The organism is Nostoc sp. UIC 10890, from assembly GCF_054786515.1.
Genome location: NZ_JBSGKF010000001.1, coordinates 4,743,416 through 4,758,202, shown reverse-complemented (window position 1 = coordinate 4,758,202; position 14,787 = coordinate 4,743,416). Strand labels below are relative to the sequence as shown.

At 43.6% G+C, this 14,787-nt stretch carries 8 protein-coding genes; 7 read left to right on the top strand and 1 reads right to left on the bottom strand.

Annotation, left to right across the window (positions count from 1 at the left end; all coding sequences use genetic code 11):
• Nucleotides 1-86: 86 nt before the first annotated feature.
• Nucleotides 87-323: a hypothetical protein gene (locus tag ACWATR_RS19645; RefSeq protein WP_181928319.1), complete on the bottom strand. Its 237-nt coding sequence runs from the start codon at nt 321-323 to the stop codon at nt 87-89.
• A 687-nt stretch (nt 324-1,010) separates the two neighbouring features.
• Here ACWATR_RS19645 and lepA point away from each other — a divergent pair.
• From lepA to ACWATR_RS19610, 7 genes are all read left to right on the top strand, one after another.
• Nucleotides 1,011-2,822, top strand: a complete 1,812-nt coding sequence (gene lepA, locus ACWATR_RS19640) for a translation elongation factor 4 (protein ID WP_460335927.1) — start codon at nt 1,011-1,013, stop codon at nt 2,820-2,822.
• A gap of 294 nt (nt 2,823-3,116) precedes the next feature.
• On the top strand, nt 3,117-5,783 hold the full coding sequence (locus ACWATR_RS19635) for a PAS domain S-box protein (RefSeq protein WP_460335924.1): 2,667 nt from the start codon (nt 3,117-3,119) through the stop codon (nt 5,781-5,783).
• Nucleotides 5,784-5,943: 160 nt separating this feature from the next.
• Nucleotides 5,944-7,131 (top strand): glycosyltransferase family 4 protein, encoded by a 1,188-nt coding sequence (locus ACWATR_RS19630; protein WP_460335921.1) that lies wholly within the window; start codon nt 5,944-5,946, stop codon nt 7,129-7,131.
• Nucleotides 7,132-7,727: 596 nt separating this feature from the next.
• Nucleotides 7,728-10,265, top strand: a complete 2,538-nt coding sequence (locus tag ACWATR_RS19625) for a 3-keto-alpha-glucoside-1,2-lyase-like domain-containing protein (protein WP_460335918.1) — start codon at nt 7,728-7,730, stop codon at nt 10,263-10,265.
• 41 nt (nt 10,266-10,306) lie between these two features.
• Entirely contained in the window at nt 10,307-10,591 is a 285-nt protein-coding gene (locus ACWATR_RS19620; protein WP_460335915.1) for a hypothetical protein, read from the top strand.
• 222 nt (nt 10,592-10,813) lie between these two features.
• On the top strand, nt 10,814-12,766 hold the full coding sequence (locus tag ACWATR_RS19615; protein ID WP_460335912.1) for a LysM peptidoglycan-binding domain-containing protein: 1,953 nt from the start codon (nt 10,814-10,816) through the stop codon (nt 12,764-12,766).
• Nucleotides 12,767-13,635: 869 nt separating this feature from the next.
• Entirely contained in the window at nt 13,636-14,691 is a 1,056-nt protein-coding gene (locus ACWATR_RS19610) for a cyanophycinase (protein ID WP_460335910.1), read from the top strand.
• Nucleotides 14,692-14,787: the final 96 nt, after the last annotated feature.

The window sequence follows — 14,787 nt, the reverse complement described above, 5'->3', positions numbered from 1 at the left end:
TTTTGATTGGGTATTTCTTGGTGTTCTGGAAACCAGATTGACAAACTTTACTTTTTTTAATTTCTATTGACAGCTGACTAATAGCGTCAATCGTTCCATTCACCGCGAGGAGGAACGGGGGTACGCACAGGCGTGCGCGTCAATTCATCATCTCTGAGAATTTCACCCCGCAACCACTGGCGAATCGCCACCTCAATTACTTTACTTGGGTCATTGGTGAGATGCTGAATTTGCTCTAGTAACTCGGAGTCTAGGCGGACAGCAATTTCTACCTTATCGGTTCGTGTGTTTTCCGCTTCGGTAGTTTTCTCTTGCATATTCATAGGTTTGATATACTCTGAATTGGTTTTGTCTAAAGCTTTGTAAAGCAGTTATATTCATAGTTTGGGCTAATTCGCTGAAAAATCTTCAAAGGGACAGTTATATAGTTCCCTGAAATAGCACCAAAGTAACAGGCTTTAAGTTTCAAATCACATTTTTCATATAACTGACTAGACAATAGCTCTAGAAGTTTTGCCGATAAATCAGTGATTCTGAGTAATTACGGGTCGTAATTGCCCATCATCCCTACATGATCCCTACATGTACTTATTTACATTTATTGTACGCTCCTAGCTGTTGAATACTAGCAGCGACAAATAGACTTTCATAATATTCTTAAAAGTCCACCTATTTAGATCGAAAGTTGAAGATGGAGTGAAGAGGGGGAGGGGGCAGGGGGGGCAGGGGGGCAGGGGAGGCAGGGGAGGCAGGGGAGGCAGAGGGGCAGGGGAGGCAGAGGGGCAGAGGAAGAAAATAACTCCTAACTTTTAACTCTTAACTTTTAACTCTTAACTTTTAACTCTTAACTCTTAACTCTTAACTTTTAACTCTTAACTCTTAACTCCTAACTCAGCACTCAGCACTCGGAACTCAGCACTGAAAACGGAGCGTCTTGGCTAAGAAAGCATTAAAATACATTAAGTAAATTGCTCTTTTAACTTTGGTTGCTGCTAAGGCAAAGATAGTATATGACTGACGTTCCCGCAGTTCGCATTCGCAATTTTTGTATTATTGCTCACATCGACCACGGGAAATCAACCCTCGCCGATCGCTTGCTACAAGCTACTGGCACTGTTGAAGACCGGCAGATGAAGGAACAGTTTCTCGATAACATGGATCTAGAACGGGAGCGCGGCATTACCATTAAGCTGCAAGCTGCCCGGATGAACTACACAGCTAAGGATGGTCAGCAGTATGTGCTGAACCTGATTGATACTCCGGGACACGTCGATTTCTCTTATGAAGTCTCCCGCTCTCTTGTTGCTTGCGAAGGAGCGCTATTGGTAGTAGATGCGTCCCAAGGTGTGGAAGCGCAAACTTTGGCAAATGTATATTTAGCCTTAGAGAGTAACCTGGAAATTATCCCGGTTTTGAATAAAATCGATTTGCCGGGGGCAGAACCAGAACGGGTAATTAGCGAAATTGAAGAAATTATCGGTCTAGATTGCAGTGGTGCAATTCTGGCCTCTGCTAAAGAAGGAATTGGTATTGATGAGATTTTAGAAGCAGTTGTCGAGCGGATACCGCCACCGCCTAATACCATAAATGAACGCTTACGAGCGTTAATTTTTGACAGCTATTACGACAGCTACCGGGGAGTAATTGTGTATTTCCGGGTAATGGATGGCACTGTGAAAAAAGGCGATCGCATCCATTTAATGGCATCCGGTAAAGAATTTGAAATTGATGAGTTAGGTGTTCTTTCTCCGACTCAAAAGCAAGTTGATGAACTCCACGCTGGGGAAGTAGGCTATTTGGGAGCGGCAATTAAAGCTGTAGCTGATGCACGGGTAGGCGACACAATTACCTTAAGTAAGGCGAAAGCGGAGTCACCTTTACCAGGCTACGCAGAAGCGAACCCAATGGTTTTTTGCGGGATGTTCCCCATTGATGCCGATCAATTTGAAGATTTGCGGGAAGCCTTGGAAAAGCTGGAACTCAACGACGCAGCGCTGCACTACGAACCAGAAACTTCTAGCGCGATGGGGTTTGGCTTCCGTTGTGGGTTCTTGGGTTTGCTGCACATGGAAATTGTCCAGGAACGTCTAGAGCGAGAGTATAACCTAGATTTAATCATTACAGCCCCTTCGGTGGTTTATAAGGTGATTACCCTCAAAGGTGAGGAACTGTACATCGATAATCCTAGTCGCTTGCCTTCTCCCAACGATCGCGAAAGAATTGAAGAACCTTACGTCCAAGTCGAGATGATTACGCCGGAAACTTATGTCGGCGCTTTGATGGAGTTGTCACAAAATCGCCGTGGCATCTTCAAAGATATGAAATATCTCGCCCAAGGACGAACCACACTTACTTACGAACTACCCTTGGCGGAAGTTGTGACTGACTTTTTTGATCAAATGAAGTCGCGATCGCGCGGTTATGCCAGTATGGAATATCACATCATCGGCTATCGTGAAAATCCTCTGGTGAAGCTGGATATCATGATTAACGGCGATCCCGTAGATTCCTTGGCGATGATTGTGCATCGAGATAAAGCTTACAACGTCGGGCGGGCAATGGCAGAAAAACTCAAGGAACTAATTCCCCGCCATCAATTCAAAGTACCAATTCAGGCATCTATTGGCAGTAAAGTTATCGCCAGCGAACATATCCCCGCCTTGCGGAAAGACGTGTTAGCCAAGTGCTACGGTGGTGACATCAGTCGGAAGAAGAAACTTTTACAGAAGCAAGCAAAAGGTAAAAAGCGGATGAAATCTGTGGGTACTGTAGACGTACCGCAGGAAGCCTTTATGGCAGTACTGCGCTTGGATCAAAACTAATAGAATTCAGGAGCCAGGAGTCAGAATTCAGAATGAATGGGAGTGCAAGTGGCGGATAGTGCAGTGGTAGCAAGTACGCGATCGTCTGACTGTGATATTTTATATTCCCACACCATAGTTTCCCTATTCTGAATTCTGTATTCTTTAATTTTAATTACACAGGCTGTCAACAGCAGCTTCAAGTGCTTTCACAAAGCCAGACTGACTCACTGTTGGCTCAACCATCCTTGAGTGTGCCCCTAGTGCGGGATTTCTAACAGCAAAATATACTTTATTGTAGAAATTCAAAACATCATGAGTCGCAAGCGGGCCCAAGAAAAACTCTCTGAGGCAGAACAAAAGTATCGCACTCTGGTAGAACAAATTCCGGGCGTTGTTTATATCTCACCAATAAATACCACTGTAAAAGAAGCTTATATTAGTCCGCAACTGCAACAATTATTAGGCATTGCTCCCGAAGATTGGAATCATGGTTTTTTGAATAGTTGGTTAGATTACACTCATCCAGACGATCGCGATCGCTTTTGGCAAGCTGTAAACGCTACGATTGCTACCGGAGAGCCTTTGAGGATCGAGTATCGGATGATTAGGCGCGATGGCAGAATAATTTGGGTACGAAATCAAGCTAATCTCGTTCTTGATGCCGATGGACAAACTCAGGTACTTCAGGGTTTAGTGCTTGATATTAGCGCTCGTAAACAAGTAGAAGCTGCACTGCAAGAGAGCGAAGCGCGTTCTCGTGCCATTCTCGAAGACCAAACAGAACTGATTGCTAGAGGCTTACCAGATGGCACTTTTACCTTTGTTAATGAAGCTTACTGTCGATTTTTTGGACTGGAGCGAGACAAAATTATCGGTCAGCACTACAAACCTGTTGTGTTTGAAGAAGACCAAGAACGTGTGTTTAGTTTGGTAAGTTCCATCAGCTTAGAAAATCCCGTTATCACCATTGAAAATCGCGTCGTAGCTTGCCAAGGGGTGCGGTGGACGCAGTGGATTATTAGAGGGATATTTGATGACCAAGGTACGATTATAGAACTTCAATCTGTTGGACGAGATATTACTGACCGTAAACAGGTAGAACAAGCTCTAAGTGAAAATGAGCAAAAATTCCGGGCGATTTTCAATCAAACCATTCAGTTTATCGGATTGCTTGAGCCGAATGGAATAGTACTAGAAGCGAACCAAACAGCACTAGACTTTGCTGGGATTAGTCGAGAAGAAGTGGTAGGTAAGCCATTTTGGGAAGCAAAATGGTGGACAATTTCCTTAGAGACACAAGAGCAATTAAAAACTGCGATCGCTGCTGCTACTAACGGTCAACCTATTCGCTATGAAGTTGACGTTTTAGGTCGAGATCATCAAATTATCACGATTGATTTCTCACTACGTCCCATACTTGATGAAGCAGGGCGTGTATTGCTACTAATTTCTGAGGGACGAGATATTAGTGAATATCAAGCAGCGCTGCGCGAACGCCACAAAGCTGAAGAAGCATTGCGCTCAAGTCAAGACTTTCTCCAAAAGGTTGCTAATACCGTACCGCATATTTTGTATTTGTTTGACCTCTTAAAAGGAACAAGCATTTATCTTAACGAGAAAAGTGTGACAGTTTTAGGCTACTCCCCAGAGGAAATTTGTCAAGCAGATCCGCAGTGGTTCATAAATTGCTTTCATCCAGACGACCGACATCTCTGCTATGACGTACCAAGTCGCTTCGTCAATCTGCAAGACAATGAAGTTCTTTCCACCGAATATCGATTTCGACACAAAAATGGGGATTGGCGTTGGCTGAATACACGAGAAGTTGTATTTGCCAGAGATGCTAACGGTAGTCCGACGCAGATTCTTGGCTCAGTAGAAGACATTAACACTCGCAAACAAGCCGAAGCAATGCTGCGACAACAGGCAGAAGGGGAACGGCTAATTACTGAAGTAACTCAACAGATTCGGCAATCACTGGATTTGGAAGAGGTTCTGAATACAACAGTCAACAGTATTCGCCAGTGTTTGGGTTCAGATTCCGTAGCTATCTACCAGTTAGAACCTGACGGAAGTGGCAATTTTGCGGCGGAGTCATTGGGTGATGACTACCCCCAGAGATTAGAACTGACAATGCATCCATTTTCGCTCAAGCAAGATTTTAGCAACTATTACCAGGGATTACCTAAAGTCTTCCATGATATTCAGGAATCTGATTTTTCAGCCGATCTTTTTAAGTTATTACAACTCTATCAAATTAAGGCTGCTATAATAGTGCCGATTTTGAATGGAGAGCATCTATGGGGTTTACTGATTGCTCACCAGTGTGCCGCACCTCGTTACTGGCAAGCCTTTGAAGTTAATTTGTTGCAACAGTTAGCAAGTCAGGTAGCGATCGCGATTCATCAATCTGTACTTTACCAGCAAGTACAAGCTGCCAATGAAGAACTACACAGATTGGCTACCCTAGATGGTTTGACTCAAATAGCTAATCGCCGCCGATTTGATGAGTATCTGGAAGCTGAGTGGCAGCGACTCAAACGCGAGCAAGTGCCATTATCTTTAATTTTGTTCGATGTCGATTTTTTTAAACTTTACAATGATAGCTATGGTCATTTAGCAGGAGATGATTGTTTGCGGCAATTGGCAAGTGCCCTCAAAAATATTGTTAAGCGTCCAGCCGATTTAGTCGCCCGTTACGGTGGGGAAGAATTTGCTGTGATTCTGCCTAATACAGAGATTCAAGGAGCAATCCATGTAGCTCAAACTATTCGACAAGCAGTATGGGACTTGGCCATTCCCCATGCTCAGTCTCGTGTGTGCGATCGCGTTACCGTGAGTCTAGGTGTTGTCAGCATTGTGCCAAATTGCGAAATTTCGCCGCCAGACTTAATTAATGCAGCAGACAAAGCGCTCTATGTAGCCAAACAGCAAGGGCGCGATCAAGTTCATGCTGTCTGTGACGTCACCCCTTCTTAAAGCCTGAGTTACGAATTACGAATTACGAATTACGAATTACCAAAATTACTGTTAAAAAATCTCAAAATTTTAGTAAAAGTACTCACTGCATTCGCCAGACTTGTATTTTTAGGTAAATGTAGTTATTTAGATATTTATAAAGTGTTGGGGAGTCTAGTAGATGAAGATACTGGTACTGAGTTGGGAGTTTCCACCAAGGATTGTTGGAGGAATTGCGCGTCATGTAGCGGAGTTGTACCCGGAACTAGTAAAGCTAGGGCATGAAGTCCATATAATTACAGCGGAGTTTGGTCAAGCGTCGATGTATGAGGTGGTTGAGGGAGTACACATACATCGCGTGCCAGTTGGACATAGTAACGATTTTTTCCACTGGGTAGTTAATCTAAACTTGAGTATGGGAGATCACGGTGGTAAGTTGATCTTGGAGGAAGGGCCCTTTGATTTAATTCATGCCCATGATTGGTTAGTTGGAGATGCTGCGATCGCTCTCAAGCATAATTTTAAAATACCACTAATTGCCACAATTCACGCTACAGAATACGGACGCTATAACGGTATTCACACAGACATCCAAGGCTATATAAATGGCAAAGAAACCTTGCTCGCTTACAACGCTTGGCGGATTATTGTTTGTAGCGACTATATGCGCCAAGAAGTAGAACGAGCGCTACACAGTCCTTGGGACAAAATCGATGTCATTTATAACGGTATCCGAGCCGAAAAGAAACAACATCACATAGATTTTCATGCTCTGGATTTTCGCCGCCAATTTGCCACAGACCATGAGAAAATCGTTTACTACCTCGGTCGCATGACCTACGAAAAAGGTGTACCTGTATTACTCAATGCTGCACCCAAAATCCTTTCGGAACTGGGAGGTAATGTTAAATTTGTGATCGTCGGTGGCGGCAATACTGACCATCTCAAGCGCCAAGCTTGGGATTTAGGAATTTGGCATCATTGCTATTTTACCGGTTTTCTCTCCGATGATTACTTAGATAAATTTCAAACTGTCGCTGACTGTGCCGTTTTTCCGAGTCTTTACGAACCCTTTGGAATTGTGGCTTTAGAAAGCTTTGCTTCTCGTGTTCCTGTAGTAGTTTCTGATACAGGTGGTTTTCCAGAAGTGGTGCAACATACCAAAACAGGCATTGTGACTTGGGTGAACAATCCCAATTCTTTAGCTTGGGGAATTTTGGAAGTGTTGAAAAATCCAGGATATCGGCAATGGCTGGTGGATAACGCTTATGAGGATTTAGAGCGACGCTTTAGCTGGCCGAAATTAGCCAAGCAAACTGAAGAAGTATATCAGCGAGTGGTGCAAGAGCGATCGCAAATCGCCTGGTAGTCCAGAGAATACACTGTTTCATATATGACATCAGGGACAGCTAAATTTAGCTGTCCTTAACTATTGCTGAATCGAAGTGCATAAATGTAATGTTTTTGAACTTGCATAAATCTTCAATTAAGGGATGATAGTTCTTCAACGTTCATTGCGTCAGCAAAAAGTGAATAACTAATAACTGATTTAATTCCTTGAGCAGAGTAAATTTAGTGGGTTTACAGATGTGATTTTTTTCAATTACGTCATCATTAAGTGGCTAGGCAATCCTGATAAGGTAAAGAACTTTTGCCTCACTCCGATTTCCAAAATTGGAAATGTATTTTCCGCTCATAATGCTGCCTCCTAGTTGACTTGGACTTATTGTTTAAGTTGTAAGGCAAATAGGAAATATCGCAATCACAGAAGGTTGTGAGAAAGCAGATTACAGCTTATCTGCATAATTATCTTTCTGTCAATTTAAGTCCTAACTCTCTTGCGGCACTTATTAATAAACAGCCGCGTAGTAAACAATCAATGGAAAACTTCAGCCGAATTTAAATGCACAGTAAAAATTGCATTCAAATTTTGTTGAAAACAAATCATGATTAAGGAAAATTGTCATGCCTTTAAATAGACTTTTTGATTCAGGACAGGCCTTGCCAATACCTGATGTGCAAAGAACGACTTTTGCATTAGATGCAGTTGCTCGTTTGGTTTGCAATACTTGGGAAGAAATCCTCGCAGCACAAGCAGGTGGTCAATTTGACGCTGTGGTGATTGGTTCAGGGATGTATGGTGCATACACAGCTACCAAGTTGTTTGAGTTTGGTAAGGACTTACCAAACCAACAACCACGGATTCTAGTTTTGGAATCTGGGCCATTCCTGATCAGCGAACATTTTCAAAATCTGACTCGCGTTGGTAACTTATTTAACTCAGTTTTGGAACCACTGGTTGAGCCAAATTCCCAGGGAAGAAATATCAGCGAACCCTCAAACTATGCCGGTGCTAATAGGCTAAATGACCATCACCGTTGTGTGGGTGGCAAATCGCTGTTTTGGGGCGGCTGGACACCGCGCCTGGTCGAAGAGGATCTCAAACAGTGGCCCGCCGAGGTTGTAGAATATCTGCGGCTCAAAGGGCAGCCTGACGGCTATGAATATGTAGAGCGTGAAATCGGCACTTGGCCCGTCGCCGACTTTATCAATGGTGATCTGTTCGATATTCTCAAAGACCGTGCCAAAAGCGTGTTGAGCAAAGTGCCGTCACTAACAACAGTGCAAGATCCACCGATCGCTGTGCTAGGTCAATCGCCGGGGTCTGGCTTGTTTAGTATGGACAAGTTTAGCAGCTTACCTCTGCTGCTCGATGCCATCCGCGAAGCCAGTGATAAAAATGATGCCAACCGACGGCTGTTTCTCGTGCCCAACGCCGAAGTAATCAAGTTAGAAACTAGTAACGGCGTCGTCACCCAAATTGTGGTGGCTTTAAAAAATCCGTTTGACCCCAACAACAAGAGTCAAGCTCGGATCGTGCGTCTGGATGTCAAACCCAGCGCTGCGATCGTGCTGGCAGGGAATACCGTCAACTCAACACGCCTGGCTTTAAACTCATTCCCACGCCCCAAAGCGTTGCAGCCTAACTCCGAGTTGATCGGGCGAAACTTGATGGTTCACGTTCGTGGCAACTTCATTTGGAAGATTGCCCGCCCCGCCTTGGGTGTCCCATCAGAACTGGAAAAAGAGTTACAGACTGCTGCTCTCCACATCCCAGGCTCAACACAAACAACCAAAGGCCCTGGACAATTCCACTTTCAGTTTTATGCTGCCCCGAATGTATTCACCCCAGCCTTTCCTAATGCCCCCAATAATCCCGAAGAGTTCCTCTATCGGGTAGTACCGAACATTGAGGAGTTTGAGAAGATTCTCGCCGCTCAAACTACCGGGACGATTGAGAACAAGGTTGTGATCGGCATTCGCACCTGTGGCGAAACCTTTGGCGATCGCACAACCCCAATCGGTAATCCTAATAGTAGTTGGATCAGTGTCAATCCCTTCGGGGGTACTGGCGATGATGTGTACTTTGAGAACGGACGGGAACTGCGCGTACCTAAAGCATTTGTAAACCTAGTAGAAACGCCCGCAGACAAACAAGTTCGAGACGCTCAGTCTGAAGCAGCTTTTGCTTTCATTGAGGCGTTGGCTGGCCAACCAAAAGGCAGTGCCACCAAAAAAGACCCCAATGCACCGATTGAGTTCTTTAGTGGCGGGGAAGATGGAATCGGTACCACCTATCACGAATCAGGGACATTGTGGATTGGTAATGACTTCACCACATCGGTAACAGATGTAAATGGTCGTTTCCACCACGTATCTAATGCCTATTGCGTAGATCAATCTATTTTCACTACCGTTGGTTCAGCGAATCCTGTACCCACAGGTCTAACCCTATCTCGTAAAATTGCTCGCTCAATTATTGAACGCTACTCCCAAGTTCAAACGATTGACGACGAACCAGGTTTTGAAACCCTTTATAGCGGTAACTTCAAGGCTGATGGTTGGGAAATTGCAGCATCAGGTAGCCAAAACTTCTTTGATGTCCCAAATCAGAGTGGTGCTGTGCTTGGTGCAGGTGTTGGTAATAAGAATGTCGCCCTGGGTGTTCTCTGGTTTACTCGGAAAAAATTCCAGAATTTCATCCTGAAGTTGGACTGGAAAGCTTTCGACATCGAAGCTAACTCTGGTATTTTCCTGCGAACACCAGAACCCAAGGCTCTTGATGATAGCTTCTATAACTCCAGCACCGAAATTCAAATCGATGAGCGTGGTTACGACTTCCGCAATAACGTTTATGGTAGTCCCTTGCAAAAAACAGGTGCAGTATATGAAGTTTTCCCCGCTCAAAAATGGGCTGCTAAAGTTTTAAGTCCGCGCAACTCTGGTAATCAAGAATACTGGAACAGCTATGAAATCAGAGTGCAAGGTAATGAGATTGAGGTCAAACTCAATGGTCAATTAGTTAGTAAAGGAGCCTTCTCGGAACTCTTGGGATTTGCCGATCCCAGCGACGGTAAGAAGAAGCGTTCAGAAGGTTTCATTGGCTTCCAGTGCCATACCGAAGTAGTTCAGTTCCGCAACATTCGGATTAAAGAACTGTAATCCCAAACAAAGAGAAAACCAAAATTAGGAGATCAATAACCATGAGTAACAACATTACAGTGCAGCATGACAAACTAATTGCAAAGTGTGTTGAGGTCGCCTCAACAGCTCTCAGTGAGAACGAAGTCATCTTGGAAATCCGTCGAGCGCAGCCAGATTTCGGCAGGAACTACACAGTTGTTTATAAAGTTTATTTGGCAACTTTAGACCCCAGTGGAATAAATCCAACTAACAAACGCTGCGTGGTAGTTGGCATACCCATTTCCGATATCGAATCAGGAAGTTTACAACCGGACAGAAGTTGTGATTTGGTACAAGACCTCTGAAACGCGATCGCTTAGAGGATGTTTTAAAAGTGGTTGGCAGTAATTTTAGGCACTTGTTGATCCCCCCAACCCCCCTTAAAAAGGGGGGCAAAATCTCTAAAAGTCCCCCTTTTTAAGGGGGATTTAGGGGGATCTAAAACGTTTTGCTATCGACCAGAGGACTTTTAAAACATCCTCTTAGTAAGCACTGAATCGGAATCTTAATTTTTGAAGGAGTAAACAATGCCACTAGACCTCAATTCCAACAAAGAACCTATTGACCAGAACGACCAACAGTATCAAGATGTTCTTGAAGACTTGCAAGGCAACATTCTCAAATCACATGGAAGAAACAACTCTGTACATATTTTCTTAACTTTTCCCAATCCCAAAGACAATCTGGACAGAATCAGATCGCTTAAGCAATGGATTGCTCAACTTGCAAACAAAGATATTATCTCTACCAAGAAGCAATTAGATGATGCTGTTGCCTGGAGAAATGAAAAATGTGATGCAGGTGTATTTGTCCACTTCTCTTTATCTTCGTCAGGCTACGCAAAACTAGGTTTACCTAATTCTCAACAGCCGAAAAGTCCCAATCTTCAGGATCGAAAAACACCTGACGAAAAACAACTAAATGATGACTATAGTGATGTCTTCCAAGACAGCATGAAGACGCGACAGTATGCACTTCTAGATCCACCAGTTAGCGCTTGGGAAGGAGGATTTCAGAACGAGATTGATGCATTGGTCATCATAGCGGCCAATTGTTTAGAAGAGGTGGAAAAAAAACAATCAGAAATTACTAACCAGCTTCAAAACATTGCCACTATTGCTACTGTTGAGCCAGGACTCGTAATCCGTCGCAAGTTTGAGAATACTGACGATCTTCATGTTGTTGAGCCTTTTGGCTTCACAGATGGTGTTGGCAACCCGCTCTTTTTTCAGAAAGATGTAGTCGAAGAAGAAGGCAATATCGCCAAAAATCTGTTCAGCGCTCGACTCAATCTTGCCCTGGTTCAAGATCCGAATGGTACTCAAAATGTTAGCTTTGGTAGTTTTCTTGTCTTTCGCAAACTTGAGCAAAATGTTCAAGGCTTTAAAAAAGCCGAAGTTGCCTTGGGTAAAGCATTAGGCATCTCTCCTCAGCAAGCTGGAGCGATGGCAGTAGGACGTTTTGAAGATGGTACACCACTTGTCCAATCAGAAAAAGACGGGCAAAAAAACCTAAATGACTTTGACTATAGTAATGATGCTGCTGGATTGAAATGTCCATTCCAAGCGCATCTTCGCACAACTAATCCCCGACTAGAATCGGTGAGTAAAGACGGGCCTTTTGCTAAGAGCCAAGAACAGGAGCTTGGACATCGGATTACACGGCGCGGAGTCACCTATGGTACAGAGATCAGCGACTATAGCAATCTCGATCGATTACCTACAAGTGGTGTTGGGTTGCTATTCATGTGCTACCAATCTGATATTTGGGAACAATTTGAGTTTATTCAGCGGTTCTGGTCTAACAATCCCAGATTCCTTGAACCGGATATGTCCGGGTCGCGCGATGGTGTACCAAATAAAAATTACGACAGAACCGGATTGGATGCAGTTGGCGGTCAAAGCCAACCTGGTCAAAGCGATCCGGTGATTCAAGAAGTGCCACAGCCAGCCCAAAACTGGTTAAAAGAACGGGATCAACCAACCGCAAAATCTGATGTCAAATTTGCAAACTTTGTAACTCTCAAGGGGGGTGAGTACTTTTTCTCCCCAAGTATCAGTTTTCTGAAGAACTTGCCCAACCTACCTGAAGATTTCACCGCACCACAACTTCAAGAACCCATACCAAGCAAAACATACGTTGTGCGACAAGGTGACGATTTATCAAAGATAGCCCAGAGAGCTTACGGTGATGAAAGTATCTTCACGTTAATCTATGAGGCTAATAAAAATGTAATTGGGCCGAACCCTAACTCTCTTTTACTTGGGCAGATACTTTACATTCCAATACTGCCAACAAACAGACCTGAACCTGGGAAAGAATATGTTGTGCTACCAAATGACTATCTCTTTTTAATAGCCGAAAGAGCTTACGGTGATGGCAATAGGTTCAGAAAAATTTATGAGGCTAATCGAGATGTGATTGGGCCCGATCTTACCGTACTGGTGCCTGGGCTGCGAATTCAAATTCCGCAATTATAGGGAACAACACCTAAAGGCTCCGCCAAAGAAGGCGTTGACTTTAGAGATGCGATGAAGATATTAGGTCAATTTCAACAACTTAAACGTTACGCTCGATCGCGAAAATGACAAGTACGTTGGGCAAATCAACTGGGATTCAACAACCAACAATCCCTATCAAGAGTTAAGCGTATTATTTGAAAGCAGCGATCGCGATCGCCTCTCTCCTTCTTTGTTGAAAGACCCAATCAGCAAGCGTTTTAATTTCTTAATTTCGTTGCATAGCGAAAGCGTGAAGGCGTGTAATTCGGCTTAATGATTGGAAAATAACCAATATTTTTTGGTTAAGTAAAATTATTTGTTGAGGCAAGCAGTTCTTGAGTAGGGGGAGTTTTTCTTTTTTCTTTTTTCTCCTCCTACTTCTCCAGTTGATCCGAACCGTATTCAGAGTTACCTTTTTGGTTTTCAATTTTGGATTTCATCTGGTCGAAATTATAGCGGTTATCGCTCAAGCGATCGTAGGGCACAGCAATGCTGTGCCCTCACCGTGTATTGTGATGTATTGCTTCCATTGGAGAAGCGCTATAAAGGACACAAGCAATATGGAGATTTTCGCAGAGTAGTGTAGATAATTCATGATTATTCTGGGTTATGGCGTTAAAAAACAGTACAAGGTCTGTACGCTGGAAATTCTACCCTCTCTAGTGCCAGAGTTAAGCTAGTACGCGTCTAAGTTGTACATTTTTTCGTTAAAACTGTCATTTGTCATTGATTATTTACAAAGGACAACTGATAAATGACTAATGACAAAAGACGAATTTCACGAATAAATAAGCAACTAAAATGCGTAACAGCCTAGCAATAATTGCAGTTTGCTCCAGAAGTTTAGTATGACAAAGGCATTCCCAAGCATAGCAAGGCGCTTGAAAAGTACAGGAATCAAGTTGTTGAAGATGGGAACCTTCCTAATAACCCGTTTTATTGCAAGCTGGAAACGCTACTTCCTGGGTGACACTGTTGATGTCCGCCCCTCCCCCTCTCCTTCTCCTTCATCTGATGTCCGTCCCTCTTTAGGGGGCCCAGTCCTAAGCTTAGGTGGAGGAGGTCCCGATGTCGATGATGCTATCCAGTGGATGATTAACCAAGTTCGGGGAAGTAGCAATTCCAGTACTAAAGTTAATGTTGTAGTTCTCCGCACTAATGGTAATCACGATTACAATCGGCTAATTTCTGCTATGAAGGGTGTAAATTCTGTGGAAACTCTTCTGATTCGCAGCAGACAAGAAGCAAACAAAGCCGAGATTTTTGAAAAAGTCAGAAACGCTGATGTGATTTTCTTTGCTGGCGGCGACCAATGTCAATACATCCGCAACTGGAAGGATACCAAGCTTGAGGCTGCTGTTAAGTCAGTTTACCTTAAGGGAGGTGGTGTTGGTGGCACCAGTGCGGGTGCGATGATCCAAAGTGATTGTGTCTATGATGCTTGCGCTTCTTCTGAAAAAGGCATTGAAACTAGAGATGCACTCGAAGATCCCTACCGAGACATTACTTTTACTTACAACTTTTTCAATTGGAGTAATTTGAAGGGAACTATCGTAGATACACACTTCGACAGGCGAGAAAGAATGGGTCGAATTATGACTTTCATTGCCCGTCAAATTAAGGATGGTGTATCTAGCAGTGTTTTAGGCATAGCAGTTAGTGAAAGTACATCGGTTCTTGTGGATAAAAACGGTTTGGTGAAAGTTATGGGTAGGGGTGCAGCGTATTTTGTACTTGGCAATCATCAACCGGAAGTCTGTGAACCCCGAACGCCTTTAACCTTTTCCAATTACAAAATTTGGAAAGTTCGCAGTGGCGACACCTTCAACTTGAGAAACAGACCAACCTCTGGGTACTATCTCAGGAGTGTCAAAAGGGGACGGATTGATTCAAATCCTTATTGATGTTGGGCATGGGGCATGGGGCATGGGGCATAAAGAGTAAGATATGAACTTTTATCTTAAGAGGCTCAAAGTTTAAGTTTTAACTCTCCCTTTTCC

Excerpts from the sequence above, each read along its gene's own strand:
- ACWATR_RS19645 (WP_181928319.1), bottom strand. The coding sequence starts at position 323 with ATGAATATGCAAGAGAAAACTACCGAAGCGGAAAACACACGAACCGAT.
- lepA (WP_460335927.1), top strand. The coding sequence starts at position 1,011 with ATGACTGACGTTCCCGCAGTTCGCATTCGCAATTTTTGTATTATTGCT.
- ACWATR_RS19635 (WP_460335924.1), top strand. The coding sequence starts at position 3,117 with ATGAGTCGCAAGCGGGCCCAAGAAAAACTCTCTGAGGCAGAACAAAAG.
- ACWATR_RS19630 (WP_460335921.1), top strand. The coding sequence starts at position 5,944 with ATGAAGATACTGGTACTGAGTTGGGAGTTTCCACCAAGGATTGTTGGA.
- ACWATR_RS19625 (WP_460335918.1), top strand. The coding sequence starts at position 7,728 with ATGCCTTTAAATAGACTTTTTGATTCAGGACAGGCCTTGCCAATACCT.
- ACWATR_RS19620 (WP_460335915.1), top strand. The coding sequence starts at position 10,307 with ATGAGTAACAACATTACAGTGCAGCATGACAAACTAATTGCAAAGTGT.
- ACWATR_RS19615 (WP_460335912.1), top strand. The coding sequence starts at position 10,814 with ATGCCACTAGACCTCAATTCCAACAAAGAACCTATTGACCAGAACGAC.
- ACWATR_RS19610 (WP_460335910.1), top strand. The coding sequence starts at position 13,636 with ATGACAAAGGCATTCCCAAGCATAGCAAGGCGCTTGAAAAGTACAGGA.